24 protein-coding genes, 1 tRNA gene and 1 pseudogene are annotated in these 25,520 nt (G+C 68.3%); 18 read left to right on the top strand and 8 right to left on the bottom strand.

Translation table 11 applies throughout. The features are described from left to right. Positions 1-29 precede the first annotated feature (29 nt). Positions 30-356: a DUF779 domain-containing protein gene (locus tag QSK05_RS00410; RefSeq protein ID WP_352300174.1), complete on the top strand. Its 327-nt coding sequence runs from the start codon at positions 30-32 to the stop codon at positions 354-356. A 55-nt stretch (positions 357-411) separates the two neighbouring features. On the opposite strand, the pseudogene QSK05_RS36190 reads toward QSK05_RS00410, so the two are convergent. Continuing rightward, positions 412-1,092, bottom strand: a pseudogene (locus tag QSK05_RS36190) (methyl-accepting chemotaxis protein); the annotation flags it as partial. Between the two features lie 646 nt (positions 1,093-1,738). Between QSK05_RS36190 and QSK05_RS00400 the strand changes: the two are divergent. Then, positions 1,739-2,461 carry a response regulator transcription factor gene (locus tag QSK05_RS00400; RefSeq protein WP_285592678.1) on the top strand — a complete coding sequence of 241 codons (723 nt, stop codon included), beginning with the start codon at positions 1,739-1,741 and terminating at the stop codon, positions 2,459-2,461. A 212-nt stretch (positions 2,462-2,673) separates the two neighbouring features. Here the strand turns inward: QSK05_RS00400 and QSK05_RS00395 are convergent, their stop codons facing one another. Further along, positions 2,674-3,102: a hypothetical protein gene (locus tag QSK05_RS00395; RefSeq protein WP_285592676.1), complete on the bottom strand. Its 429-nt coding sequence runs from the start codon at positions 3,100-3,102 to the stop codon at positions 2,674-2,676. Between the two features lie 99 nt (positions 3,103-3,201). Here QSK05_RS00395 and QSK05_RS00390 point away from each other — a divergent pair, with 99 nt between their 5' ends. Then, on the top strand, positions 3,202-4,032 hold the full coding sequence (locus tag QSK05_RS00390) for an HAD family hydrolase (RefSeq protein ID WP_285592674.1): 831 nt from the start codon (positions 3,202-3,204) through the stop codon (positions 4,030-4,032). A gap of 9 nt (positions 4,033-4,041) precedes the next feature. Beyond that, the gene (locus QSK05_RS00385) at positions 4,042-4,776 is read left to right on the top strand and encodes a ferredoxin (RefSeq protein WP_285592673.1); all 735 of its coding nucleotides are present in this window, start codon (positions 4,042-4,044) and stop codon (positions 4,774-4,776) included. Between the two features lie 32 nt (positions 4,777-4,808). Here the strand turns inward: QSK05_RS00385 and QSK05_RS00380 are convergent, their stop codons facing one another. The 3 genes from QSK05_RS00380 to QSK05_RS00370 form a co-directional block, all read right to left on the bottom strand. Then, on the bottom strand, positions 4,809-5,264 hold the full coding sequence (locus QSK05_RS00380; RefSeq protein WP_285592671.1) for a hypothetical protein: 456 nt from the start codon (positions 5,262-5,264) through the stop codon (positions 4,809-4,811). A gap of 42 nt (positions 5,265-5,306) precedes the next feature. Then, positions 5,307-5,855 (bottom strand): bacterial proteasome activator family protein, encoded by a 549-nt coding sequence (locus tag QSK05_RS00375; protein ID WP_285592669.1) that lies wholly within the window; start codon positions 5,853-5,855, stop codon positions 5,307-5,309. A 295-nt stretch (positions 5,856-6,150) separates the two neighbouring features. Next, positions 6,151-7,128 carry an NAD(P)H-quinone oxidoreductase gene (locus tag QSK05_RS00370; RefSeq protein WP_285592667.1) on the bottom strand — a complete coding sequence of 326 codons (978 nt, stop codon included), beginning with the start codon at positions 7,126-7,128 and terminating at the stop codon, positions 6,151-6,153. Between the two features lie 35 nt (positions 7,129-7,163). On the opposite strand from QSK05_RS00370, the gene QSK05_RS00365 reads away from it, so the two are divergent. The 13 genes from QSK05_RS00365 to QSK05_RS00305 all read left to right on the top strand — a co-directional run bounded on the left by QSK05_RS00365 (position 7,164) and on the right by QSK05_RS00305 (position 22,574). Further along, positions 7,164-10,559 (top strand): ATP-binding protein, encoded by a 3,396-nt coding sequence (locus QSK05_RS00365; RefSeq protein ID WP_285592665.1) that lies wholly within the window; start codon positions 7,164-7,166, stop codon positions 10,557-10,559. A gap of 64 nt (positions 10,560-10,623) precedes the next feature. Beyond that, positions 10,624-11,103: a PH domain-containing protein gene (locus QSK05_RS00360; RefSeq protein ID WP_285592663.1), complete on the top strand. Its 480-nt coding sequence runs from the start codon at positions 10,624-10,626 to the stop codon at positions 11,101-11,103. 73 nt (positions 11,104-11,176) lie between these two features. Beyond that, on the top strand, positions 11,177-12,199 hold the full coding sequence (locus QSK05_RS00355; protein WP_285595140.1) for a LacI family DNA-binding transcriptional regulator: 1,023 nt from the start codon (positions 11,177-11,179) through the stop codon (positions 12,197-12,199). Positions 12,200-12,379: 180 nt separating this feature from the next. Then, a complete protein-coding gene (locus QSK05_RS00350; protein WP_352299520.1) occupies positions 12,380-13,666 on the top strand; it encodes an ABC transporter substrate-binding protein in 1,287 nt (428 codons plus the stop codon). Between the two features lie 152 nt (positions 13,667-13,818). Continuing rightward, a complete protein-coding gene (locus QSK05_RS00345) occupies positions 13,819-14,829 on the top strand; it encodes a carbohydrate ABC transporter permease (RefSeq protein WP_285592659.1) in 1,011 nt (336 codons plus the stop codon). Next, entirely contained in the window at positions 14,826-15,725 is a 900-nt protein-coding gene (locus tag QSK05_RS00340) for a carbohydrate ABC transporter permease (RefSeq protein WP_285592657.1), read from the top strand. Before QSK05_RS00345 ends, QSK05_RS00340 begins: the two co-directional genes overlap by 4 nt. Positions 15,726-15,821: 96 nt before the next feature. Next, positions 15,822-17,483: a glycoside hydrolase family 13 protein gene (locus QSK05_RS00335; RefSeq protein ID WP_285592655.1), complete on the top strand. Its 1,662-nt coding sequence runs from the start codon at positions 15,822-15,824 to the stop codon at positions 17,481-17,483. Positions 17,484-17,537: 54 nt separating this feature from the next. Next, on the top strand, positions 17,538-17,939 hold the full coding sequence (locus QSK05_RS00330) for a YjbQ family protein (protein ID WP_285592653.1): 402 nt from the start codon (positions 17,538-17,540) through the stop codon (positions 17,937-17,939). Positions 17,940-18,054: 115 nt separating this feature from the next. After that, positions 18,055-18,984 carry a cysteine synthase A gene (gene cysK, locus QSK05_RS00325; protein WP_285592651.1) on the top strand — a complete coding sequence of 310 codons (930 nt, stop codon included), beginning with the start codon at positions 18,055-18,057 and terminating at the stop codon, positions 18,982-18,984. 29 nt (positions 18,985-19,013) lie between these two features. After that, the gene (gene cysE / locus QSK05_RS00320; RefSeq protein ID WP_285592649.1) at positions 19,014-19,595 is read left to right on the top strand and encodes a serine O-acetyltransferase; all 582 of its coding nucleotides are present in this window, start codon (positions 19,014-19,016) and stop codon (positions 19,593-19,595) included. A gap of 211 nt (positions 19,596-19,806) precedes the next feature. Continuing rightward, entirely contained in the window at positions 19,807-20,043 is a 237-nt protein-coding gene (locus tag QSK05_RS00315) for a hypothetical protein (protein ID WP_285592647.1), read from the top strand. A 95-nt stretch (positions 20,044-20,138) separates the two neighbouring features. Continuing rightward, positions 20,139-22,418: a putative bifunctional diguanylate cyclase/phosphodiesterase gene (locus tag QSK05_RS00310; RefSeq protein ID WP_285592645.1), complete on the top strand. Its 2,280-nt coding sequence runs from the start codon at positions 20,139-20,141 to the stop codon at positions 22,416-22,418. Positions 22,419-22,487: 69 nt separating this feature from the next. After that, positions 22,488-22,574, top strand: a tRNA-Ser gene (locus QSK05_RS00305). A 366-nt stretch (positions 22,575-22,940) separates the two neighbouring features. On the opposite strand, the gene QSK05_RS00300 is transcribed toward QSK05_RS00305, so the two are convergent. Beyond that, on the bottom strand, positions 22,941-23,519 hold the full coding sequence (locus QSK05_RS00300; protein ID WP_285592643.1) for a hypothetical protein: 579 nt from the start codon (positions 23,517-23,519) through the stop codon (positions 22,941-22,943). A gap of 83 nt (positions 23,520-23,602) precedes the next feature. Beyond that, the gene (map, locus tag QSK05_RS00295) at positions 23,603-24,376 is read right to left on the bottom strand and encodes a type I methionyl aminopeptidase (RefSeq protein WP_285592641.1); all 774 of its coding nucleotides are present in this window, start codon (positions 24,374-24,376) and stop codon (positions 23,603-23,605) included. A 67-nt stretch (positions 24,377-24,443) separates the two neighbouring features. Here map and QSK05_RS00290 point away from each other — a divergent pair, with 67 nt between their 5' ends. Further along, positions 24,444-24,716, top strand: a complete 273-nt coding sequence (locus QSK05_RS00290; RefSeq protein WP_285592639.1) for a helix-turn-helix domain-containing protein — start codon at positions 24,444-24,446, stop codon at positions 24,714-24,716. Between the two features lie 7 nt (positions 24,717-24,723). Here QSK05_RS00290 and QSK05_RS00285 read toward each other — a convergent pair whose 3' ends face one another. After that, entirely contained in the window at positions 24,724-25,431 is a 708-nt protein-coding gene (locus QSK05_RS00285; protein ID WP_285592637.1) for a DUF5710 domain-containing protein, read from the bottom strand. Positions 25,432-25,520: the final 89 nt, after the last annotated feature.

The following is a 25,520-nucleotide window of genomic DNA, read 5'->3' as shown; positions in this document are numbered from 1 at the left end:
GGGTGGCCTTCACCCCGGCCGCGGTCCAGATGCTGCACACCCTGCGCGAGCAGCACGGCCCGCTGATGTTCCACCAGTCCGGCGGCTGCTGCGACGGTAGTTCCCCGATGTGTTACCCACTGGGTGATTTCATCACCGGCGACAGCGACGTGCTGCTGGCCGAGCTCCCGCTCGAGGCGGAGAAGGTGCCGATCTGGATGTCCCGCAACCAGTTCGAGTACTGGAAGCACACCCATCTCACCATCGACGTGGTTCCCGGTCGCGGGGCGGGATTCTCGTTGGAGGCTCCGCACGGTGTGCGCTTCCTGATCCGCTCGCGTCTGCTCACCGACGTAGAGCTGGAAGCATTGAACTGAAACTCCATGGAGGACGCCCACGACAGCTGTCGTGGGCGTCCTCCCTTTTGGTCCGTCAGTGCTGGGCCAGGATGGCCACACCCTCCTGCTGCGTGGTGGCGTAGGCGATCGGCGCGCCGGAGGCGTCGGACGAACGCTGCATCTGCATCGCGACCAGCGGGTTGTCCAGCAGGATGACGGCGTAGCGGATACCCAGCTGGCTGGCCGGCCCCATCGTCTCCTCGATCTGGGCCTGCACTTCGGGCGTGGTGGCGCCCAGTTGACTCATGTCGCAGATGACCGTCCACCCCGGCTTGTTCTCGTGGAAGGCAGCCCCCAGCTCACTGGCGTAGGCCTTGGCCGTGGGCAGGTCGAAGTTGCCGCGCAGCGCGATGTCGAGCCGGTTCGCGGCCCGGTCCCAGGCGATCGAGTAGGAGGCCGGCGGGATGTCGGCTTCCGGCAGCGACAGGGCAGAGACGACGTCCTTGAGCTCACCGGCCAGTCGGGCCACCTCGCTGACCGCCTTGTGGTTGCGAAGGGCACCGGTGGTTGCGGAACTGGACCGGTCGGCCACCACAGCCATCGACCCGGCGATCGATTCGGCCTGACCGGCCACCTCGGCGGTGGCGCGAGCGGTCTCCTGCGCCAGTTGCTTGACCTCCTCGGCCACTACGGCGAAACCCTTGCCCGCGTCCCCGGCGCGGGCGGCCTCGATGGTGGCGTTCAGGGCCAGCAGGTTGGTCTGCTCGGCGATCTGGCCGGCATTGCCGCTGGTGTCCTGCACGCCGTCGCTGATCGTGGCGCCGGCGGCAGACATCTCCTGGTCGGCGATGAGCAGCAGGTCGACGGCCGGGCCGAGCGGGCGTCGGTGTTCAGCCGGCCGACCGATCGGTCCAGGCCCCGGCCGAGTACGCCGGCGATGACGGCGACGGTCAGACCACAGGCCAGTGAGGCCGCGGCCGGAGCGCCCAGCACCGGAAGAACTCCGGTGACAACGGCACCGACCCCGGTGACAGCGATCAGGGGAATGCTACGGGGGCGGGGCATCGTCGGATCAGGCGTGGCGGCCGCAGATTCTCCATCGAAGATTAGGGGATCCCACTATCGGCAGCTGTGGGGGCAAGATCCATCGCTGAGTGAGACTGTCGGCCGTCTGGCCCCATCTGTCCGGGCGCTCCCGATCCGGGCGCCCCCCACAACGCCGAACGGGCCGGTCGTGCACAGACTCTCCCGATCTGGCCGACCGGAACCATGCGTCCCACTCGGCATGATGGGCTCAGGTCACCGGTCAGCTCGGCAGGACGGGCCGGGATTCAACGGGAGGGTGTGAGGGCGGGGTGGACGAGCGCGATCAAGCGGGTCGGCTGAAGGACGGCCAGGCGGCAGGCCGCGGAGAGCTCCACGTGAAGCACCGGGACCGACTGGAACTCGCCGGTCTGCCGTCGATCCCACGGCAGCACCCGGTGCGGCGCACCCGGGTGGCCATCGTGGACGACCACCGGCTGATGCTGGACGGCCTCACCACCTGGCTGACCACGCGGGCCGACGACCTGGACGTCGTCATCGCCGTCACCGAGTTCCGGGAGCTGGTGCGGCATCCCCGGTTCCCGGTGGACGTGGTGCTGCTCGACATCGATCTGGGTGACGACGTGCCGGCCAGCGCCAAGATCGTCGAGTTGTCGGCGGCGGGTGTGGCCGTGGTGGTGGTCAGCACCTTCTCCGACCCCCGCCGGGTGCGCGAGTGCGTCTCGGCCGGAGCACTGGGATACGTGCCGAAGAGCGAGAACGCTGACGAGATGGCCCATGCGGTGCGAGCGGCCGCCCGGGGTGAGGGGCACGTGACCCCGGCCCTGGCGGCGATGCTCGTGGCGGACGAGCACGGTGAGCCCGGCCCCGCGCTGAGTCCGCAGGAGCGCCGTGCGCTGGTGCTCTACGCCTCTGGTCTTCCGCTGAAAACCGTTGCCCGACAGCTGGACATCTCGGTGGAAACGGCCAAGACCTACCTCACCCGGGTGCGCGAGAAGTATGCGCACGCCGGACGCGAGGCCCGCACGAAGATCGCGTTGCACCGGCGCGCGGTCGAGGACGGTCTGCTGCACGACGGCGAGGGTTTCCGGGACGACTGACGTCCCCGGAAGGTGGGGCGTGCCGACCGATCGGTCGGGCGCCTAACGTGGATACCGGCCGGGACGCCGCGGGGGGTGTCCGGCGAGGCGAGGACCGGGCCCTGCGGATCCGGCCCGGTACCCATGGCCTCGGCGCCGGGCGGCGTCGCGAAGGATGTCGTGCCCGCCCGGCGCTTCCCCCTTGCCGTAAAAGGTCTCAGCCGCGTGGGGTCTCAGCTGATGCGGGACCAGAATTCGGCCTGCACGCCGATGCTCTCCAACCAGCCCGCCTCGCCGATCTTCACCAGGTCCTCCCCGCGCAGTACCAGCGCGTCCAGGACATCCACACCCTCGGCCACGTCCAGGGCATCGAGCACGGCGGGCACATCGCCCGGCGCCACGGTGATGCCGTACTCGTACTGCGAGACATCTTCCCCGAAGAGGGCGGCCGCGTCCGTGTCCTCCCCGAGGATCACCAGCGAGCCCTCTTCGAGGGTGGCCGTGACCGTGAGCGTGCCCTCGGCCCAGACCGTGACCTCGCGCTCCTTCTCCAGACCCATCAGGCCTTCGAGTGCCTCCAGGGCCTCTATGCCTTCCAGGATCTCCGAGCCCTCGAAACCCTCGGGGTCTTCCGGGCCAGTCACGCCGTCCACGCCGTTCATGGCCAAAACGGTAGGCCATCGGTCTCCAGATCCAGCCATCGGACGATGTGGCCCGCCTCGGGCGTTCGCACACCCGGTCGGGCAGGGCAGGATGTGCGCATGCGAATGGTTGCGTGCGATCTCGACGGCACGATCGTGCGTAAGGACGGCCGGATCTCGCCTCGGACCCTGGCCGCGCTGACCGCCTGTGAGCGGCTGGGCGTGCACGTGGTGTTCGTGACCGGCCGGCCGCCGCGGTGGATGGAGCCGATCGTCGAGATGACCGGGCATCAGGGCCTGGCCCTGTGCGGGAACGGCGCGGTGGTGCTGAACCTGGCCACCGGCACCGTGGTCAGCAGCCGGGCCCTGACCCTGCCCACGGTCGTGGAGGTGACCCGGCGTCTGCGCGAGGCGATCCCGGGTGCGGCGTTCGCTCTGGAGACCCTGAACGGCTACCGCCGCGAGCCCGGCTACGTGGCCATGCACCCGGCCGCGCAGGAGGCTCAGGCAGCGCCGCTGGACCAGCTGCTGTTCGACTCCCCGACCGTGGTGAAGGTGCTGTGCAAGCAGTCGGCCGAGCACTACGGCGAATTGGACTCCGACGAGCTGCTGGTGCTGGCTCGGGGCACCCTCGGTGACCTGGCCGAGGTGGTGCACTCCGATCCCCTGGCCCACATGCTCGAGATCTCGGCCCCCGGAGTGACCAAGGCAACGGCCCTGGCCTGGCTCGCCGGTGAACTGGGGGTGCAGGCCGACGAGGTGATCGCGTTCGGCGACATGCCCAACGACATCCCCATGCTGACCTGGGTCGGAACCGGATATGCCATGGCCGGGGGGCACCCTGACGCGATTGCCGCTGCGTCACGTCAGGCACCGCCTTGTGACCAGGACGGGGTCGCTCAGGTGATCGAGTCCCTGCTGGCCGGCCTGGACCACAAGGTCGGCAGGTAGATTTCCCGCATGGCAGCGGAACGACGGCTCAGCGTGGACTGGCCGGCCTGCAAGGGCCACGGTCTGTGCGCCGAGCTCGTTCCCGAGTTGATCACCCTGGACGAGTGGGGTTACCCGATCCTGGCCGATCGCGCCGTCACCCGCGGCGTGCAGTCGAACGCCAAGCGGGCGGTCGCCGCCTGCCCCACGCTCGCGCTGGTGCTGGAGGAGCAGGAAATCTCCAGCACACCGCGGGCAGCCGATCCGATCTCGGGGGCCATCGCCGGATTCGCGCGCACTGAACCGGTCCGGTCGCCCTCGCCGACGCCACAACCGGCCCGGTCGGCCCCAGCGACACAGCCGGTCCGGTCGGCCCCCCTGACACAGCCGGTCCAGCGCGCCCAGCCACAACCCGTTCAGCGGGCCCAGCCGCAGCCGGTCCAGCGGGCCCAGTCACAGCCGACCCAGTCGCAGCCGGTCCAGCCGACCCGTCGTGGCCGGCAGGCGCCGTCCCGGCCGATCCCGGCGGACGACCCGATCACCGGTGCCATCCAGGCCGTCACCGGCCCGAACGCGGTGCCGCGGCGTACCCCGCCGACCGGTATGGCCCGGCACGCCACCCCGGCCTACGGCCAGCCTTCTCTGATATCGGAACCGGACGCCGAAGAGGCCTATCACCCGTTCTTCGACGGGTACGACGCCCAGGAGCGGCCGCCGGCCCAGCCCCGATCCCGGCGTGAGGCCAGGAACAAGAGCAAGCGCTAGTCGACCGCCCACGTCACGTCGAGGGCAATTGGTCAGATGACCGCGCCCTCGACCATCTCGCGCACCTGCTTCACCGTGCGGCGGGCCGCATCGATGTGGTCACGCACCCCGTCCGCGTCTTTCATGCGGACCGCGACGCGCGTCATCATCGCCGACTCCGACGCCCGCCCGCACAGCGTGGCGGCGCGGGCGAGGCGGCGGTGCACGTCGAGATAGACGTCACCGGGCCCGACCGGAACGTCGGGGCCTTCGCTGGGGGCGGCCGCCTGGGCGTGCTCGCAGGCCTCCCGCACCAGTTCGAGGATCTCGTCGAGGTCTTCACCGATCTCCGCGAGCTCCATGCGGACCGGCCGGGAAGGCACGACATCGATGACCGCCCGGTAACGACGCACACCCCGAGCGAACCGATCGTGCACGCGACGCCACACGCCGTGACCGAGGGGGGCCGAGCCGATGGCCGGCGTCCGGATCCAGTCGAGCATCCTCACGGCGATACCTTCGTTCCCTGTCTGCCTGCCGACCCTGATCGTCTACAGGTACTGGCCGGTGCCGCCGGGACCGGCTTGCTGCGCGCCCGGCAGTCCTTCGGCCGCCACCTGACCGGGGCCGCCCGGGAGGGCGCGGCGCATCTGCTCCAGCTGCGTGCGGGCTGCCATCTGCTGGGCGAACAAGACGGTCTGGATGCCGTGGAACAACCCTTCCAGCCAGCCGACGAGCTGGGCCTGGGCGATGCGGAGCTCGGCGTCGGTCGGGGTGGTGTTGCTGTCGAACGGCAGAACGATCGAGCGGAGTTCCTCGACCAGCTCGGGAGCCAGGCCGTCTTCCAGCTCTTTCAGTGACCGCTCGTGGATGCCGGCGAGGCGGGCGCGGCCGGCCTCGTCGAGAGGGGCGCTGCGCACCTCTTCCAGCAGCTGCTTGATCATGCTGCCGATCCGCATGACCTTGGCGGGCTGCTCGATCTGGTTCGCCGGGTTGGTCTCGCGGTTGCTCGGGCCGGTGACCGCCATGCCCTCCGCCGTCACCACAACGACTCGCTCGTCCGGAACGCCGGCCGATTCGTCCAGGCCCGAGTCGGACATGTCGGTTACGTCCCCAGTATCGGCAGACGGGTGCGGCTGGCTGGTCATGCCTCCATCGTGCCCTGCCGGAGGGGCCCACGCGAGGCGTTCGGCCCTCAAGGAGCCGGATCTCCACCGCTCGGTTCCGGTGAGGATCGTCCGCTCGGCCGATGAAGAGCCCTAACTCACTGTTAAGTGAGCTTGGTCATAGCTGCACCCGAATCCGTTCAGCCTTCAACTTCAGCTACGGAAAGTAATGAAAAAGGCAGTCCCGTGGCTAAGGTTCGCTGCAGCAACCACTCGGTGTCAGCCGGTGTCAGGTGGTCAGCAGGATCTTCCCGACGTGCTGCGAGCCCGCCATGATCCGGTGTGCCTGCGCGGCCTCGGTCATCGGCAGCCGGGCGTGGATCACCGGCTTCACCACGCCCGAACTGAGCAGGGGCCACACGTGCTGACCGACGCTCGCCATGATCGTTTCCTTCTCGCCGGCGGGCCGCGCGCGGAGGGTGGTGGCGATCAGGGCGGCCCGGCGGGACATCAGATGGTTCAGGTTGAGTTCGGTCTTCGCGCCGCCCTGCATGCCGATCACAACGATGCGGCCGCCGTAGGCCAGGGACCGGAGATTGCGCGACAGGTAGGAGGCCCCCATGTTGTCGAGCACGACGTTGGCGCCACGGCCACCTGTCGCCTCGGCCACGGCCTCCACGAAGTCCTGCTCGCGGTAGTTGATGAGGATCTCCGCGCCCAGATCACGGCAGCGTTCGAGCTTCTCCTGCGTGCCGCAGGTAACCGCCACCTTCGCACCGATCTGCGTGGCCAGCTGGATCGCCATGGTGCCGATGCCGCTGCTGCCGCCGTGGATGAGCAGCACCTCACCCGGGCGCAGGCCCGCCGCCATGAAGACGTTGCTCCACACCGTGGCCGTGACCTCGGGCAGCGCGGCCGCGTCGACCAGGTCGACGTCTTTCGGCACCGGCAGGACCTGCCCCTGCGGCACCACCACCCGCTCGGCGTAGCCACCGCCGCTCAGTAGCGCGCACACCTGATCGCCGGGCGTCCAGTGGTCGACGTCGGCGCCGACCGCACTGATCGTCCCGCTGACCTCCATACCGGGCCACTCCGGCGAATCGTCCGGGGGCGGGTAGTGGCCGGCGCGCTGCAGAAGGTCGGCCCGGTTCACGCCGGCGGCGGCGACGTCGATGAGCACTTCGCCCGCGCGCACGGTCGGATCGGGTACGTCCTGGACGCGGAGCACGTCGGGCTCGCCGAACTCGGTGATGACCACGGCCTTCATGAAGTAGGACGATACGGCCGCAGGTGCTCCGGATCGTGGAGCTGAGCACGAGCGTTCTGCGCGTGGCGGGTGATCGTGCCACCGCGGTGCGTGATCGAATGCCGATTGCGCTGCGACTTAATCACCGGGCCGCCCGCGCCGAAACCCTCACGGTGCCTCACACCGGTGAACGACGGCTGCTCGGACTACTCGCGCTGCCGGTCCTCGTGCTCGACGTGGTCTGTGCCCTGGGCGTGGCCATGGCGAACGACGGCACCGCGCGTACGGTCCTTCTCACGATCCTGGGTCTCGGTCTGGTGCTGACACTCGTCACCCTGACCCTCGGGCCCGGGTTGACCCGTCCGGCGCCGGTGGATCAGTCGGACATCGAGTCGCCGTTGCCGAGAACGGTCATGCCCCCGGCCGATCCTTCCGCGATGAAGCCGGTGCCCGAGCCGCACGCGCCGGTGTCGGCCTTCGGCTACGAACCCCTTCCTGCCCCTGGCCCCACGGTCGAGTCGGTCTCGGAAAACCCTTCCACGACCGTCGCCGCCGGTCCGCCCACCGGCTTGCTGGTCGAGGTGGCACGCCGGAACCAGACACTGGTGGCCCGTCAGCTGGCCGGTCTCGAGCAGCTGGCCTTCAGTGACGTGGGCCGTGGCCTGAACCGGGTGGCAGCCATCTCGCGGTTGGAGCACCTGGCCATGGGGCTGCGCCGCAACGGCGAGTCGCTCATGGTCATGGTCGGCGGCGAGCCGGAACGGCGGATGCCCGGTGCGGCCACGTTGTCCGAGGTGCTCGCCGTGGCGGTCGGCGAGATCGAGAACGGTTCCCGCGTCACCGTGTCGGCGGAGGTGGACCACCGGGTGCGTCCGCACCTCGCCCTGCCACTCGTGCATCTGTTCTCGGTGTTGCTCGAGAACGCGACGGGCTATGCGTTCCCGGCCGGGGGCGTGCAGGTGCGGGTCCAGGCGGAGGTCCAGCCCGGCGCCGACCTGGTGCGGGTGCTGATCGAAGACTCCGGACCCGGTTTCTCGTCCGCCGATCTGGAGACGGCCAACCGCAGCCTGAGTGATCCCGGCATCTCGACCGCCGAGATCGGCTCGCTCGGTCTGGGGCTCTTCGTGGCCGGCCGGCTCGCTCGGCAGGTGCCCTGCACGGTGCAACTGGCCCAGGCCGTCGGCGGCGGCGTGCTCGTCACGGTCGGGCTGCCCGAGGGCACCTTCGTGCCGGGCACGGGTTCACCGATCACCACTACGGACGAGGCACCTCCCCCTTCGGTGGTGCCCGACCAGGACGCGTACTCGTACTACGACGACTACACCGACCTGCCGGAATATGTCGGGCGGCAGGGGTATGCCGATCGGGCGCCGTTGGAGGACGACCGCCAGACCCGTCCGGAGGTCCCGGTGGAGGAACTGCCCGCGCCGGTGTCGCTGTCCGGCCCGCTGTCGCTGGATGCACCGTTCGGTGCGAACGCTCCGGTCGATGCCCCATCCGCAGCAGAATCATTCGAAGCTCCAACGGTCCCGCAACCGCGTCCGCGGGGACGCCGGGAGGCGGAGCTGAAGACGTTCTTCGATCCGATCACGCCTTCCGGGACCACCGCACCGGATTCGGAACTGTTGTCCGACGTAGCAATTCAGCACGATCCGATGCAGCGTGATTCGGCCTTGCACGGGTTGGGCCAGTACGACCCGATCCCGTACGAGCCGGTTCAGCAAGAGCCGGCCCGGGGTCGGCGGGTCGCACCCGGACCGGTCGTGCCGGAGCCGGTGGAAGTGGCCTGGCCCACAGGCCCCCTGGGCGATGCGGGTCGGTCGGATCAGGCCTGGGCCGCACCGGGATCGATGGCGCCGGAGCCGGCGGGGGCGTTCTGGGGGCCGGGGCCCCTGACCGAGTCGGTCCGGCCGGAACCGGTTCAGGGTCGTCGGGCCGGGGCCGGACCGGGTGTCCCGGAGTCGGTGGAGTCGCTCTGGGCGCCGGAGCCCCGGGCTGGGTCGGTTCAGCCCGAGCAGGTCTGGGGTGAAGCGGTTCAGGGTGGTGCGGTCGCATCCGGGTCGGGTGTGCCGGCCTCGGTGGAGGACGCCTGGGGGCACGGGTCCCGGGGAGGGCCGGTTCTGCCGGAGCAGGTCTGGACCGACCCGCTCGCATCGGGGTCGGGTGTGCCGGCGTCGGTCGAGGCGGCGTGGGCGCAGAGGTCCCCGGTCGAACCGAGCCGGCCTGAGCCGGTCTGGGCTGATGCGGTTCAGGGTGGTCCGGTGTCCTCTGCGCCGGTTGCGCCCGGTCCGGTGGAGTCGGCCTGGGTGCCGGAACCTCGGGTTGGGTCGGGTCTGCCGGGGCCGGTCTGGGCTGATGCGGTTCAGGGTGGTCCGGTGTCCTCTGCGCCGGTTGCGCCCGGTCCGGTGGAGTCGGCCTGGGTGCCGGAACCTCGGGTTGGGTCGGGTCTGCCGGGGCCGGCCTGGGCCGATGCGGTTCAGAGGGGTCCGGTCGCATCCGGGTCGGTTGCGGCGGGGTCGGGGGAAGCGGTCTGGACGCCGGGGTCTCCGGTCGAACCGGGTCTGCCCGGGCCGGTCTGGCCCGATGCGGTTCGTGGTCCGGTCGCACCCGGGCCGGTTGCGCCCGAGTCGGTGGAGTCGGCGTGGGCGCCAGGGCGCCAGGGTGAGTCGGTTCAGCCGGAGCAGGCCTGGGACCACCCGGTCCCGGGCGGATCGTTCGGGTCAGATCCGGGCTCGTTCGACCCGGCCTCGTTCGGTCCTGGCTCATCCGGACCGATGGCGACTGAGCTGCCTGAGCTGCCTGAGCTGCCTGAGCCGGTCGAGCCGGTCGAGCCGGTCGAGCCGGTCGAGGCGGGCTGGATGCCTGAGCCTTGGAACGAGGTCCGGCCGGAACCGTTGCCGGCGGCCGAGGAGGCCCGTCCGTACCCGACCCGGGCCCAGCTGCGCCGGCAACGTCAGGCCGAAGAAGTACGTGCGGCCCGGGGAACCTCACTGCAGGAGAACGGACCGCAGGCGCCCCACCTGACGCACTCGGCACTCGACGACCCTGATTTTCAGGTGTCTGGACCGGAGATGCCGCCCCTGATTCCTTCGCAGACCGCGGCTCCTGAGGACGAGCCGGGGTTCGAGGAGCAGCCGGTGCCCGAGGGGCACCCGGGCGGGGTTCGGGCCGGTGAGGGTTCGCCGAGGCCGGCCGGCCAGCCGGTTCAGGCCGGCCCGTCGCAGCGGCCGGTGCCGCGCCACGCGGCGGCCGGACCGGTGCCCATGGTCAGCGCCAGTCGCTCGAGCCTGACCTCCACGGCGCCGACGGAGGCCGCCCAGCAGCGCGCCACCCAGGTGCGCTCGATGTTGTCGGGGCTGCGCAGCGGTGCCGAGAGGGGCCGTCGGTCGGCGCGGAACGGGCAGGAGCCCGGCGTGCCTCAGCCGCGTCACTCGAACAACCCTGATGAATAAGGTTTTCCGGGATAGATCCGGATCTTTTTAATGATCGCTGTCGATATGCACGTATGGTGGGGCCGTGGTCGACACCGCCGATGACCGTCACCCGCAGGTGCCGCCGCTGCTCCGACGCATACCGGTGCAGCTCCCGGCGCTGTTGCTGCTGGCTGTCTGCGTCGTGGCCTTCGTCGCGCTCTACCTCGACGTCTCCCCGACGGCCAGGGGCATCCTGGGTGCCGTTGCGGTCGGGCTTTTCGCCCTGGCTGTGGGCTGCCTACGGATGTATCTCGAGGTCGACGACGAGGGCGTGGCCGTGCGCTATCTGCTGCGCGAACGCTGGGCCACCTGGTCCGAGATCGAGCGCATCGAAATTGCCTCGGGCATCAGGGGTTCGGAGTCCATTCGGGTGGTGCTGAAGAGTGGCGTCCTGATCGACGTGCCGCCGCCCCTGCTGCAGCCGACGGCTCCGACCAGCCGTCCGAGGGCGCTTGCACGGCTGCGTGGCACGCTGTCGGAGATCGAGGCCCGACGCCCCGACGCCTTCCGGTCTCCTGGCTAGCGCCCTAATATCCCTGAGCGAGAAGGTCAGTCAACGTCGACGCCTTTCATGGATGAGGTGCGCTGTGGCAACGATGGCGGACGTCGCGCGCCGGGCCGGCGTGTCGGTCAGTACCGTGTCGTACGCCCTGTCCGGTACCCGCCCGATCTCGCTCACCACCCGTCGGCGCATCGAGCAGGCCATGCTGGACCTGGAGTACACGCCGAACGCTTTCGCCCGGGGGCTGAAGAGCAAGCGCAGCCACATCATCTCGCTGCTGCTCCCGGCCCATCCCGGTTCGCCGCAACCGAGCTCGCTCGAATACATCCTCGGGGCAGCGGATCACGCCCAGCGGTGCGGGTACCACCTGATGCTCTGGACGGCCGACGTGGAGGCCGTCGACGATCTGACCCAGTTCGCCGGGCAGGGGCTCGTGGACGGTGCGCTGCTGATGGAGGTGCGTGCTGAGGATCCCCGGATCCAGGTGCTGGTGGATGCCGGGGTGCCGTTCACGATGATCGGCCGCAACGCCGATCCGGCCGGCCTCGATTTCGTGGATGCGGATGCCGAGCAGACGGCGGAGGCGGCTGTTCAGCATCTGATCGACCTGGGACACCGGCAGCTGGGATTCGTCGGCGGGCCGAGCGTCCGGAATCCCGTCAAGAATGCCATTTTGCAAGCGGTGAAGCGGGCGGACCCGGGCATTAATGTTGATCTTGTGCCGGTGGAGGCCGAGTGCTCGACCGAGGGCGGCAGGAGCGCTTTTGCCTGGCTGCTGGATTCCTCGCCCAAGATCACCGGAATTATCGTCGCCAATGAGCAAGCTGTTTCCGGACTGATCCGGGCATCTGCGGACTTCGGGAGGCGAATTCCCGATGACCTGTCCATGATGTGTCTGGACATGCCCGCGCATGTCGCCGAACTGATCACGCCACCGATGACGACCGCCGGGCCGTCAGCGGCCGAGATCGGCCGGGCGGCCGTGGATATGTTGCTGCGTCGACTCGACGGCGACGTGGCTCCGGCCAGGCAATTGCTCTTCAGGGGGGAACTGAATCTTCGGGGCTCATGCGCCCCGGCGCACGATGTCGATCATCAGGCGATATCAGACAGGTAGTAAAGATATTCGACGACGCCGAAACCTGCAGTGATCACCTCAGGTTATGTGAGCGTTCACGTATAACGGGTTGATCGCCGCACGTTCACCGGCGTTGACAGGTGAATCGGTGAGGTCTTAACTTCCCTGAAATAGTCGAATCGAATCGACGGTCCGGTCCCGACGGAAAGGACACAGGTCATGCGAGGCAAAGGCGCCGCAGCCCTGGCAGGTCTTTTAGGAACAGTTTTGGTGTTGACTGCTTGCGGTGGCGGCAGTAGCGACGGTGGCTCAGACGCGGGAGACGCGTCGGCTAAGGGCCCCTTCACGTTCGTCACCGGCAAGGACAACAGCGGCACGATGCCGTACATCGCCGATGAGTGGAACAAGGCCCACCCCGACGAGAAGGTGACGATCAAGCAGCAGTCGGACTCAGCCGACCAGCAGCTTTCCGACCTTCAGCAGCACTTCCAGTCGAAGGACAAGAACTACGACGTCGTCACGGTCGACGTGGTGTGGACGGCCGAGTTCGCGGCCAAGGGGTGGCTCGTCCCGCTGAAGGACGACTACGCGCTCGACCAGGCCGCACTGCTCCCGGCCACGGTTGATGCCGCAACGTACAACGGCACCCAGTACGCGGCTCCGTACGCGTCCGACGGTGGGCTTCTCTACTACCGCAAGGACCTGGTGAAGAAGGCTCCCACCACGTGGGACGAGCTCATCGCCGCCTGCGACGGGAAGACCACCAAGGGCACCATCAAGGGCTCCAAGCCCGGGTGCTACGCCGGTCAGCTGGCGAAGTACGAGGGCCTCACGGTCAACGCGGCCGAGGCGATCAACGCCACCGGCGGCACCATCGTGAGCGAGGACGGCAAGAGCGCGACCGTCGACAGCGCTCAGGCCACGACGGGTCTCGACTTCCTGGTGAACGGCTTCAAGGATGGTTACATCCCGAAGGAAGCCCTCGGTTTCAAGGAGACCGAGAGCCTCAACGCCTTCTCCGCCGGTCAGCTCATGTTCATGCGGAACTGGCCCTACGCTGCAGCCATTCTCAGCGGTGAAAGCTCGAAGGTCGCTGACAAGTACGGCATCGCACCGCTTCCCGGCCCGGACGGCCATGGTGCCTCCAGCCTGGGCGGGCACAGTGTCGCGATCAGCCAGTACTCGGACACCAAGGGCAGCGCCCTGGAGTTCCTGAAGTTCATGCAGTCCGAAGAGGTCCAGCGCAACGACCTGACGGTGGGCACGCTGGCCCCCGTGCTGTCGTCGCTGTACACGGACGAGGCGCTGGTCAAGGAGTTCACCTACCTGCCTGACCTGCTGAAGAGCATCGAGTCCGCGGTCCCCCGCCCGGTCACGCCGTTCTACCCGGCAGTCACGCAGGCCATCCAGACCAACGCCTACGCCGCGATGCAGGGTGACACCACCTCGGCGGAAGCTCTGAAGAACATGGCAGCCGCGATCAACTCGGCGGCGGCCGGCGGCTGAGTGTGAGTTTTACAAGGTCACGGCGGCAGGTGCCATGTTCCGGGGCTGGTGGCCCCTTCGGACCGCTGTGATCGAGTCAGACCGGGCGGCCTCACTCAGGCCGCCCGGTCTGCTCACATCAGCCCTTGGACACCAGTAGCTCAGGAGCACCCATGAGCATCACCTCCGAGCCGATTGCGGAGAACGCGGCAGACACCAGCGGTAAGAGGCGTCGCCGGAAGCGGGAACAATCCCTTCACACCGGGGAGGGCCGACTGGCCTTCCTCCTCCTCACACCCACTCTGATCATGCTGACCCTGATTGTCGGCTACCCGATCGTCAAGGCCATCTACCAGTCCTTCCTGACCGATGGAGGCCTCGACAGCTCCACCGGGATGTTCAACGACGGTGGGGCCTGGGCCGGTCTTACCCACTACAAGCACTGGATCCTCCAGCAGTGCGCCACCGGCGGCGGAGGAACCAGTAGCTGTCCCGCGGGTACGAGCGGTTCGCAGTTCTGGAGTTCGGTCGGCATCACCCTCGGCTTCACAGTCGTGACGGTGGTGCTCGAGACTGTCATCGGCATGTGCTTCGCCCTGATGATGCACAAGGCATTCCGGGGCCGGGCCCTGGTCCGGGTCGCGGTGCTGATCCCGTGGGCGATCCCGACCGCCGTCATCGCCAAGCTCTGGATCGTGATCTTCGACCCCCAGGGCGTTCTGAACAACGTCCTCGGAACGGATTTCGCCTGGACATCCGAGTCCGGACCGGCCCGGGCGGCTATCATCATCGCCGACGTCTGGAAGACCACCCCGTTCATCGCCCTGCTCATCCTGGCCGGGCTGCAGGGCATCAGTAACGAGATCTACGAGTCGGCCAAGGTCGACGGAGCCAACGCCTGGCAACGGTTCTGGCGGATCACCTTGCCGCTGGTCAAGCCGGCGCTGGCAGTGGCGGTGATCTTCCGTTCCCTGGACGTGCTGCGGATGTACGACCTACCGCAGATCCTCACCGGTGGCGCGAACGGCACCCAGACGATCTCGATCCTGGTCGTGAACGAGCTGAAGAGCGGAATCAACTCTGCGTCAGCGCTTTCGACGATCACGTTCATCCTGATCTTTGCCATAGCCCTCCTGCTCGTGCGTCTCTTCAATGCCAACATCGTTGAGAGGGGCACGCGATGACCGCCACCTCTGTCGGTACACCGGTCGGCCGGTCCGCAGACCGGCCGGTCACCGCCTACAAGCCGGGTTTCGACTGGGCGCGGGCGGGAAACCTGGCCGCGATCGCCCTGATCGCGTTCTGGTGCCTGGCGCCGTTCTACTGGATGCTCGTCCTGGCCCTACGGGACAGTGCCTTCACGTTCGACAACACCCCCTGGTTCACCCATGTCACGCTGGACAACTTCCGGTATGCCTTCGACACGACGAACAACACGTTCGGCCGGTCGCTGATCAACAGCATGATCATCGGCGCAGCGGTGACCGCACTGTCGATGATCATTGGTGTTTTTGCTGGATATGCATTGTCCCGCTTGGTGTTCCGCGGTAAGTCGATCGTGCTGGCGGCCATTCTGGGGGCCTCGATGTTCCCTGGCGTCGCGATTCTGACGCCGATCTTCCAGCTGTTCAGCGACTGGGGCTGGCTGGGCACCTACCAGGGCCTGATCCTGCCCCAGATCTCGTTCTCGATCCCGCTGGCGGTCTACACCCTGACCAGCTTCTTCGCGGACATGCCGTGGGAGCTGGAGGAGGCCGCCCGGGTCGACGGTTGCACGCCGATCCAGGCCTTCCGCAAGGTGATCCTGCCGCTGGCGGCACCAGCCATGTTCACCACCGGAATCCTGGTGTTCCTGGCTTCCTGGAACGAGTTCCTGCTCTCCAGCGTGCTGTCCAACGGGGTGAAGAGCGTGGAGCCGTCAACCGTGGCCATCGCGAACTTCACCGCCGGCCCGCACATCGTGCCGTATACGCAGACGATGGCGGCCGGTCTGGTGGTGACCGTGCCGCTGGTCATCGTCGTGCTGGTCTTCCAGCGTCGCATTGTCAGCGGTCTGACCGCCGGCGGTGTGAAGGGCTGACCGCGTGCGCCGGGGCCGGGCGGACAACGCCCGGCCCGGCGTGCGAGGGTGAAGACCCAAGAACGGAAACGCTTCACGGCAGAATGGATCCGCACCGTGGCTGAGATCGCGCGTACCCCCCACCCGGAAGCCGACTGGTGGCGTCAGGCCGTCGTCTACCAGATCTATCCGCGCAGTTTCGCCGACAGTGACGGCGACGGCATCGGCAACATCGCCGGTATCACCGCGAAGATCCCGTATCTGAAGTCGCTGAACGTCGACGCGGTCTGGCTCAGCCCGTTCTACCCCTCGGCCCTGGCCGACGGCGGGTACGACGTGGACGACTACCGCGACGTGGATCCGAAGCTCGGCACTCTGGCCGATTTCGACGAGCTCAGCGCCGGCCTGCACGCCGTCGGCATCCGGCTGATCGCCGACATCGTGCCGAATCACTCGTCCGACCGTCATGTCTGGTTCCAGGAGGCCCTGGCGGCGGAGCGCGGCTCGGCGGCGCGTGACCGCTACATCTTCCGCGACGGCCTGGGGCCCAACGGTGACGAGCCGCCGTCGGACTGGGTGTCGCACTTCGGTGGCAGTGCCTGGACCCGGGTGCCGGACGGGCAGTGGTACCTGCACCTGTTCGCCCCGGAGCAGCCGGACTTCGACTGGAGCAACCCGGAGGTGCGCGACGACTTCCGCAAGACGCTGCGCTTCTGGTCGGACCGTGGCGTTGACGGGTTCCGTGTCGACGTGGCGCACGGCCTGGCGAAAGACCTGACCGAGCCGCTGCGCAGCATGCCGAGCATCCCCGAGCTCGACCTCCCGATCGACGGCAGCTCGCCGCTGTTCGACCGCGACGACGTGCACACGATCTTCGAGGAATGGCGCGAGGTCTTCAACGAGTACGACCCGCCGCGGGCCGCCGTCGCGGAGGCCTGGGTGCCGACCGCCCGCCGCGCGCTCTACGCCCGGCCCACCGAGCTCGGTCAGGCGTTCAATTTCGACCTGCTGCGGGAAGACTGGGACGCGGCCGGTTTCCGTAAGAGCATCACCGACAACCTGGCCGAGTCCGCCCACACCGGCGCCTCGTCGACCTGGGTGCTCTCCAACCACGACGTGGTGCGCCACCGCAGCCGTTACGGCCTGCCGAACGGGATCGGGCAGGAAGGCCTGGCCGACTGGCTGCTGGCCGACGGACTCGACCCCGCACCCGACGACGAGACCGGGCGCCGGCGCGCCACCGCGTCCACACTTCTGCTCCTGGGTCTTCCCGGCTCGATGTACCTCTACCAGGGTGAAGAGCTGGGCCTGCGCGAGGTGCCGGACATCCCCCGCGACGAGCTGGCCGACCCGATCTGGCTGCGCACCGGCCACACCCTGAAGGGTCGCGACGGCTGCCGCGTGCCGCTGCCCTGGAACACCTCGCGCAGTGCGGGGGACGGGCAGTCGTTCGGCTTCGGCACGGGAGGGGCGCACCTGCCGCAGCCCGACTGGTTCGGCGACTTCTCCGTGGAGAACGAGGACGCCGACCCGGGCTCGGTGCTCAATCTCTACCGCACGGCTCTGCGGCTGCGCCGCGAACTCCAGGGAGCGGAAACCCTCGAGTGGCTGGAGGGTGACATCGACGTCCTCCATTTCCGCCGTCCCGACGGCTGGCAGGTGGTGACCAACTTCGGCACCGCGGCGGTGCCGCTGCCCGCCGGTGAGGTGCTGGTCGCGAGCGGTCCGCTCGACGGCGATCAGCTGCCCGGCGAGACCACCGTCTGGCTTCGCGGATAAATCTCATCAAGGCCCCACTTGGGGGGCATGCAAGTCAGGCTTATGGTTCACCTTATGGAGAGCACTGAGATCACCGTCCGCTCCGGCGATCGGCTGGTGACCGATCTGACCGGAGAGCTGGCGCGATTCTGCGCCGGACGGGGAGACGGGCTGGTCAACGTGTTCGTCCCGCACGCCACCGCGGGTGTCGCGCTGATGGAGACGGGTTCCGGCAGTGAGCCGGACCTGGCGGGTGCTGTCGACCGGCTGTTGCCGCGCGAAGACATCTACCGGCACCGGCACGGGAGTCTCGGCCACGGCCGTGACCACGTGCTGCCCGCCTTCATCAGCCCGTCGATCAGTGTTCCGGTGCTGTCCGGCGAGCCCACGCTCGGTACCTGGCAGAGCCTGGTGCTCGTCGACAGCAACGGGGACAACTCGACCCGGAAGGTCCGGTTCTCGTTCCTCGAGGGATGAGGCCCAAGGGACCCGAGGGGTGAGACAAAGGGTTGTCCGACCCGTGCCCGCACCTGAACAATCTGTTTCTCGACCGTATCGCCAAAGAATGCTCTTAGAGGGGTGACCTGCAGCAATGCCGATCTATGACGACGCGACCCAGCTGGTCGGAAATACTCCGCTCGTCCGCATCAACCGTCTCACCGAGGGCTCCGGCGCCATCGTGGCGGCCAAGCTGGAGTTCTACAACCCGGCCAACAGTGTCAAGGACCGTATCGGCGTGGCGATCATTGACGCCGCCGAGGCCTCGGGCCAGCTCAAGCCCGGTGGCACCATCGTCGAGGCGACCAGCGGCAACACCGGTATCGCCCTGGCCTTCGTCGGTGCCGCGCGCGGCTACAACGTGGTGCTGACCATGCCGGAGACCATGAGCAAGGAGCGCCGCGCGCTGCTGCGGGCCTACGGCGCCGAGCTCGTGCTCACCCCGGGCAGCGAGGGCATGAAGGGTGCGGTGGCGAAGGCCGAGGAGATCGGTGCCGAGCGGGGCGCCGTGCTGGCTCGCCAGTTCGCCAACGAGGCCAACCCGGAGATCCACCGCAAGACCACGGCCGAGGAGATCTGGGCCGACACCGACGGCAAGGTCGCGGCGGTCGTCGCGGGCATCGGCACGGGCGGCACCATCACCGGTGTCGGCCAGGTGCTGAAGGAGAAGAACCCGGACATCAAGATCTTCGCGGTCGAGCCGAAGCTCTCGCCGATCCTGAACGGTGGGGCCCCCGGCCCGCACCCGATCCAGGGCATCGGTGCCAACTTCGTCCCGGAGATCCTCGACACCAAGGTCTACGACGAGGTGTTCGACGCCGAGGTCGACGACGCGGTGGAGTGGGCCCGTCGCGCGGCCAAGGAAGAGGGCCTGCTGGTCGGCATCTCCTCCGGTGCTGCCCTCTGGGCCGCCAACGAGGTCGCCCGTCGCCCGGAGTTCGACGGCAAGATCATCGTCGTCATCATCCCGTCGTTCGGTGAGCGCTACCTGTCCACCATCCTCTTCAAGGACCTGGTGGACTGATTCATTTGAAGGGCCAACAGCTGCACATGATGGGTAGCAAGGTGAAGGGTGCCTACGACACCTTGCGCGAAGACCTTGCCTCGGCGAAACTTCGCGACCCGGCGGTGAACAGCAGCGTCGAGCTGATCCTGGGATACCCCGGGCTGCAGGCGATCTGGAGCCACCGGCTCACCCATCGGATGTGGCTGCGCGGATGGCGGGTGCCGGCGCGCCTGATCTCGCTGTGGACCCGGACGGTCACCGGGGTGGAAATCCACCCCGGTGCCACCATCGGGCGCCGTTTCTTCATCGATCACGCCACCGGCGTGGTCATCGGGGAGACGGCCGAGATCGGGAACGACGTGATGCTCTACCAGGACGTCACCCTGGGCGGGCGCAGCCTCGAGCCGGTCAAGCGCCACCCCACCCTGCTCGACGGGGTGGTCGTGGGTGCGGGGGCCCGCGTCCTGGGGCCGATCATCATCGGCAAGAATGCCCAGATCGGCGCCAATGCTGTTGTCGTACGTGACGTTCCGGATGACGCAGTGGTGGTCGGAGTGCCCGGTGTGATCAAGCAGCCCGCATCGGACATGCGCGACCACTGGATGGAAGACCCCGCGATCTGGATCTAGTCCATCTAGTCGTCCGAACAACCCACCCCGGCGGGCCGCTCGATCGACACGGTCAAGCCGTTCGGGCGGTCTGCCGATACAGCACACACTCCGGTGCGTGAGGTATCGATATTGCATATCGTAGCGATACGATTACTGAGCGCATTGGTTTGTCGGCCCGGGTCGCACGCCGGCTCGGGTACTCAGGGGATGGGTGACGGAGACAACTGTCATGACTCAGATGTTCGCGAACGACGCCCCGATGGTTGTGCCCGGCACGATGGTGGTTCCGGGGAAGGGGGTGCGGCCGATCCGTTGTGTCGGCTGCACCCGAGACACCCTTCCCCGTCCCGACGACGGAGCGCCGCTGTGCCCCCGATGTTCCGACGTGCTGGCGACGGCGCTCGGCCGGGTTCCGCTCGACCTGGTGAAACCCCCACGCTGGTTCTGGCGTCGCGTCGACGACTGAACGGTGACCACCCGGGGGGAGCACTTCGTCCGTAAGCCCTGGGCAACCGAGTGAACCGCACTCAGGCGCCCCGGAAACGAGTCGAAGACACACCCGTGCCAGCATTGATCGCACGGGGTTACCGGCAGGTCGGGGCGATTCTGCCGGCCGGGATCGGACTGCGCCACGAAGACTGGCAGAACCGGCATCGGTTACTGACCTGGCTCACCGTCGTCTGCGGGCTGAGCCTGACCGTCGTCGCCGCCGTGCGTCACCGCCTCGACGCGGAATGGGCCATCGCCTCGCTGGTGATCGCCGTGATGATCGCGTGTGCCGTTAAGGTCACGTCGCAGCGCCTCGCGTCGTCGGCTGTCGCGATCGGCCTGACCACGGCCTGCGCCGAGCTCGTCATGCTCTACGACGGCCGCACCGAGGCCCACTTCTCCTTCTTCGTCGCCGTCGGCGTCCTGGCTCTGTACCGCGACTGGGTGCCGTTCCTGACGTTCCTGCTGGCAACGTTCCTGCACCACGCCGTGCTCGGATCGTGGATGCCGCACATGACCTACGAGCACGGCTACGGCACGCAGCACCCCTGGTTCTGGGCGATCGTGCACAGTGTCGCCGTCCTGCTCGCGGCCTCCGCACAGATCACGGCCTGGCGTCTCACCGAGGCTGAGGAACGCCGGGCGCTCGACGACCTCAGCCAGGCCGAGGCCCAGTTCACCGCGGCCTTCGAGGAAGCCCCGATCGCGATGACCATGCTCGCGGCCGACGGCATCGTGCTGCGGGTGAACCCGGCCTTCGTCTCCTGGGCGGGTATGGCCGGGCCGCTGCCGCCCCGCTCACGGCTTTCCGACCTGCCCATGCAGTTGGCGGACGGCCGGGAGAGCCGCCTTCACCGGGACATCCTGAACGGTGAGACCGATGTGGTCCGGGAGGAGCGCACCTTCCGCGACTCCGAGGGCGGGCTCCGGCAGGTCGAGATGCACGCCAGTGCCCTGCGTGACAGCACCGGCAAACTGCAGGTGATCGTCTCGCACTACCTCGACGTCACGGAGAAGCATCAGCACGAGAAGATCCTGCGCAAACAGGCCCGGGAGGACGCCCTCACCGGCCTGCTCGGGCGGCGCGCCTTCGAGTCGGATCTGGGGACGCTGGTGGCCGAGTACGTCGGTCAGGTCTCGGTGATCTACATCGATGTCGACAAGTTCAAACACGTCAACGACTCCTACGGGCACAGCGCCGGCGACGAGGTATTGAGGACGATCGGCGCACGATTGCGGGCAGTGGTGCCCGACACGGCGGTGGTCGCCCGGTTGGGCGGTGACGAATTCGCCGTCGCGACCGTCGGATCCACCCGCGTCGCGGAAGACCTGGCCATGAACGTGGCCGGGTGCTTCGAGGAACCCTTCGCCATTCCCGGCGACCGGCAGCTCACGGTGACGGCCAGTGTCGGCCTGAGCCTGCCCCTGGAGGCGGCGGACGCGGGGGCGACGCTGCAGAGCGCCGACATGGCTATGTACGCGGCCAAGCAGTCGGGGCGGGCCCGGGTGCAGCTCTTCGACGACGCCATGCGGGAGGCCACGGAGCGACGGGTCACGGCCGAGCGCGCGCTGCAGGCCGCCCTGGAGGAAGACCCGATCGGCCGGCTGCCGGTGTGGTTCCAGCCCATCGTGTCGCTGGAGAGCCAGGAGGTGGTGGGGGCCGAGGCCCTGGTGCGGCTGCGGGGGACCGATGGTGACCTGATCGCCCCCGGCGTCTTCATCCCCCTGGCCGAGGAGACCGGCCTGATCGTGCCCCTCGGCGAGCACGTGCTCAGAACCGCCCTCGCCCAGCTCATGGCCTGGGGCGACACCGTGCCCTACATCTCCGTCAACGTCAGCCCGAAGCAACTGGCCGAGCCCGAGTTCGTGCCGATGCTGACCGACGCGCTCTCCCGGTCCGGCCTGGCCGACGCATCCAGACTCGTCCTGGAGATCACCGAGACCTCGATGCTGGAACGAGGTATCGACCTGCGCGACCGGCTCCTGGCCATCAAGGCGCTGGGTGTGCGCCTGGCCCTGGACGACTTCGGCACCGGTTACTCGTCCCTGACCTGGTTGCAGAGCGTGCCCGCCGACATCGTGAAGCTCGACCGCAGCTTCGTCGTCGGGCTCTCCCACGACCAGGACAAGGCCGCCATCATCAGTGCCGTGCTCTGGCTGGCCCAGGCCCTGAACATGAGCGCCGTGGCCGAGGGCGTGGAGGATCTGGCCGACGCCGAGGCCCTCACCAGGGCAGGCTGCCCGGCGGCCCAGGGCTATTTCTTCGGCCGTCCCGTCGAGCCGGCCGCCTGGGACCCCAGCCGCCGTCAGGTGCGGGGCCTCCCTTCACAACAAGCCCCCGCCGCGAGCTGAATCCCCATCGTCGGCAGACGGGTGGTTGTGCCAGACTGGTGCGCGCATCTTGCTTCCGGAAGATGTGGAGGAGAGCTGGCCGAGTGGCCGATGGCGGTGGTCTTGAAAACCACTGACGGGTTAAACCGTCCGGGGGTTCGAATCCCTCGCTCTCCGCCGGTAGATCAGTGAGAAACGGTCCGTGACCAGCAGGAATGCTGGTTGCGGACCGTTTCTTTGTCTGGTGGCCGGAGTCTCGCTGGGTCGCCGCCAAAGCTCACCGGTCGTGGCAAATGCCTGGCAAGATCTTTGCGCCTTGAGGAGCGGCTGGTGCTCGGAGTCGCGATCGACACACTCGCGATGTGTACACCTGGTACACCCGGTACCAGGTGTACACATCGGGGGCGCTGTGCTGCTCTCAGATCGCCACCCCCGGAGCCGCCCCTGGGTCACCACGCATGACCGGGTAGCCCGCGGCAGGGTTCACGTCACGCCGAAGGGTCGGCCCATCCGGGGGTCGGGCTCGCCGCCGGCGATCCAGGCTCAGAGGCAGTCTCGCCAGAAGGGGACGGTCACCTCGGTCTCGTGGAACTCCTGGATCATGTAGACCTCGAGGTCGGCCCCGTACACGATGATGTCGTTGAGCGAGTGGACCGATAGGACGGGCTGGCCGCTCGTGCCTGCTCCGGCGGGGAGGTAGCGGTGCGCATACACGGGGATCAGGCGTGGCACCTCGGCCAGGAGGCTCTGGGTCTTGGCCTTCACCAGCTCCTGGGTTTTCGGGCGTCTGCCCCAGCCGGTAGGCCAGTGGCCTTCGGCGATGTGACGGTGAATGCTGTCGACGGGCCAGTTGACCTGCTGTTGCAGTGTTTCCGACTCGTGGTCACGCCAGTTGGGCCATCCCCAGCCGGCCTGGTCCGGGTGGTCGTCGTGGCCGGCTGTCCAGATCGGCAGTCCGGCAGCTAGGAAGGCGCGGTGGTCGTCGGAGAACTCGAAGCCGAAGTGCTGCTCGACGTCAGCGAATTCGGTTTCGGTCAGCCCGTCCTGGATGTCGATGACCCCGAGCTGAACCAGGCGTTGGGCGGCCAGTACTCCGATGCGGGGGCCCAGGGCGTCCGTCATCGCCGCACCTTATGGCAGGCGAGGCCTGTCGCCAGGAACGGCCCCTGAAAGTGCTGGTAGGGGCCGTTCCTCGTCGGAACGTCTCACTTCGAGGGCAGGGTGAGGATCTCGGCTCCGCCCGGGGTGATGGCGATCGTGTGCTCGCTGTGGGCGGTGCGGGCGCCGGTCTTGCTGCGGAGGGTCCAGCCGTCGGCGTCGGTGACGAGCTTGTCGGTGTCGGCCATGACCCAGGGCTCCAGGGCCAGGAGCAGGCCGGGGCGGAGCTTGTAGCCACGGCCGGGGCGGCCGTTGTTCGGCACGTGGGGGTCCTGGTGCATGGTCGAGCCGATGCCGTGGCCCCCGAACTCGACGTTGATCGGGTAGCCGGCCTCGCTGAGCACCGTGCCGATGGTGTGGGAGAGGTCGCCGATGCGGGCCCCGGGTACGGCGGCGGCGATGGCTGCCTTCAGGGCTCGCTCGGTCACCTCGATCAGGGCGACGCTCTCCGCGGGGCGGGAGTCGCCCACGATGAAGCTGATGGCCGAGTCGGCGGCGATTCCGGACTTCAGCACGGCCAGGTCGAGCGTCAGCAGGTCACCGTCGGCCAGGGTGTAGTCGTGCGGCTTTCCGTGCAGCACGGCATCGTTGACGGCCGTGCAGATGTAGTGGCCGAACGGGCCGCGGCCGAAGGACGGCTCGTAGTCGACGTAGCAGGACTCCGCCCCGGCCGCGACGATCATTTCCTTGGTCCAGCGGTCGATGTCGAGGAGGTTCGTGCCGACCGTGGCGCGGCTCTTCATCGTGTACAGGATGTCTGCGACCAGGGCGCCGGTGACCCGGGCGCGGCCCAGGTCGGCGGGGGTCAGGATCTCGATCATGCGGCGCCTTTTCTCACGCAACCAATAACTATCCCGGTAATACTATCCCGGTACTAGAATCGTGGGCATGGTCAGGTTGCCACTCACGCCTGCAGAGGTCGAGCGCGGGCAGCGTCTCGGCGCCCTGCTGCGTCACGCCCGGGGCGATCGCTCCATGCTCCAGACGGCGCTCGATGCCGGTGTCTCGCCGGAGACGCTGCGCAAGATCGAGTCCGGCCGGGTGGCCACCCCCGCCTTCCCGACCATCGCCGCCATCGCCGACGTCCTCCATCTCTCTCTTGATGTGGTGTGGGCCGAAATCAACCAGCCCGCGCCGGCCCGCGAGCAGTTGGCCTCTTAGAAGGCGGTCACCACTTGCCGCGGGAGGCCCGGTACAGGCCTTCTTTCGCGGCGGCGGGCCGGTCTTCGGCCTCCGGTGGTGGTGCCACGGTGATTCCGGTCTCGGTGAGGATCGACAGGTCCAGCGTCCAGGGGTGACTGGAGCGGCGGTAGTAGTCCTCGGTGGCCACCTCGATCAGGATGCTCACGTCGCTCACGCTCAGGCCGGTCACCTTCTGCAGATGGGAGCGGGCCTCGGCCGCCCGGCCCCGGATGCCGGCCAGGCCGTAGTGGGTGGTGGCGTGGCAGTCGGTGCACAGGCAGATCAGGCGCCCGAGCTTCTGCACCTGGGTGGCGTCGTCGTAGGCCCAGCGCTCGTGCACCTCCAGCCAGCGGCGGCGGGCCCGGTCTTCAGGAGCCCCGCAGGTCTCGCAGCGCTGTCCGGCACGGGCCGTGACCATGCGGCGGATCCGTTCCCAGTCGCGCGGTGAGACGCACGAGCGGACGTTGGTGAACCAGCAGGTCGAGGGCACCATGTCGATGAACAGGCCGCGACCCAGGGTGCGGTCCTCGCCGGGCAGCAGGTCGGGAAGGTCGGGCCGGGAGGTCCAGCGCTCCAGCGCCGGCGCCTTGGACGGCGGGCAGTACCAGCGTTTGGCCGCGGCGTCCCAGCGCGCCCCCGCGGCCTTGGCCTGGTCCTTCTCCTCGAACGGCACGTCCAGCCAGATGCGCTCCACGCATCCATCCCCCCACGCAGGGCCGACAGACGTCAAACGCCACCGATGAGTTCGGGGGAACTCGCCGGTCAGAACCCGTGTACACCCCG

The sequence above is a fragment of the Kineosporia sp. NBRC 101731 genome (genome assembly GCF_030269305.1).
GTDB lineage: Bacteria > Actinomycetota > Actinomycetes > Actinomycetales > Kineosporiaceae > Kineosporia.
The sequence above is the reverse complement of the archived record's forward strand: the minus strand, read 5'-3'. Positions and strand labels throughout refer to the sequence as shown.

Coding starts and splice junctions, on each gene's coding strand:
- cysK (WP_285592651.1), top strand. CDS start 18,055: ATGCCGATCTATGACGACGCGACCCAGCTGGTCGGAAATACTCCGCTC.
- QSK05_RS00290 (WP_285592639.1), top strand. CDS start 24,444: ATGGTCAGGTTGCCACTCACGCCTGCAGAGGTCGAGCGCGGGCAGCGT.
- QSK05_RS00355 (WP_285595140.1), top strand. CDS start 11,177: ATGGCGGACGTCGCGCGCCGGGCCGGCGTGTCGGTCAGTACCGTGTCG.
- QSK05_RS00410 (WP_352300174.1), top strand. CDS start 30: ATGCTGCACACCCTGCGCGAGCAGCACGGCCCGCTGATGTTCCACCAG.
- QSK05_RS00375 (WP_285592669.1), bottom strand. CDS start 5,855: ATGTCCGACTCGGGCCTGGACGAATCGGCCGGCGTTCCGGACGAGCGA.
- QSK05_RS00315 (WP_285592647.1), top strand. CDS start 19,807: ATGACTCAGATGTTCGCGAACGACGCCCCGATGGTTGTGCCCGGCACG.
- QSK05_RS00345 (WP_285592659.1), top strand. CDS start 13,819: ATGAGCATCACCTCCGAGCCGATTGCGGAGAACGCGGCAGACACCAGC.
- QSK05_RS00300 (WP_285592643.1), bottom strand. CDS start 23,519: ATGACGGACGCCCTGGGCCCCCGCATCGGAGTACTGGCCGCCCAACGC.
- map (WP_285592641.1), bottom strand. CDS start 24,376: ATGATCGAGATCCTGACCCCCGCCGACCTGGGCCGCGCCCGGGTCACC.
- QSK05_RS00395 (WP_285592676.1), bottom strand. CDS start 3,102: ATGAACGGCGTGGACGGCGTGACTGGCCCGGAAGACCCCGAGGGTTTC.
- cysE (WP_285592649.1), top strand. CDS start 19,014: ATGGGTAGCAAGGTGAAGGGTGCCTACGACACCTTGCGCGAAGACCTT.
- QSK05_RS00350 (WP_352299520.1), top strand. CDS start 12,380: ATGCGAGGCAAAGGCGCCGCAGCCCTGGCAGGTCTTTTAGGAACAGTT.
- QSK05_RS00385 (WP_285592673.1), top strand. CDS start 4,042: ATGGCAGCGGAACGACGGCTCAGCGTGGACTGGCCGGCCTGCAAGGGC.
- QSK05_RS00340 (WP_285592657.1), top strand. CDS start 14,826: ATGACCGCCACCTCTGTCGGTACACCGGTCGGCCGGTCCGCAGACCGG.
- QSK05_RS00370 (WP_285592667.1), bottom strand. CDS start 7,128: ATGAAGGCCGTGGTCATCACCGAGTTCGGCGAGCCCGACGTGCTCCGC.
- QSK05_RS00390 (WP_285592674.1), top strand. CDS start 3,202: ATGCGAATGGTTGCGTGCGATCTCGACGGCACGATCGTGCGTAAGGAC.
- QSK05_RS00330 (WP_285592653.1), top strand. CDS start 17,538: ATGGAGAGCACTGAGATCACCGTCCGCTCCGGCGATCGGCTGGTGACC.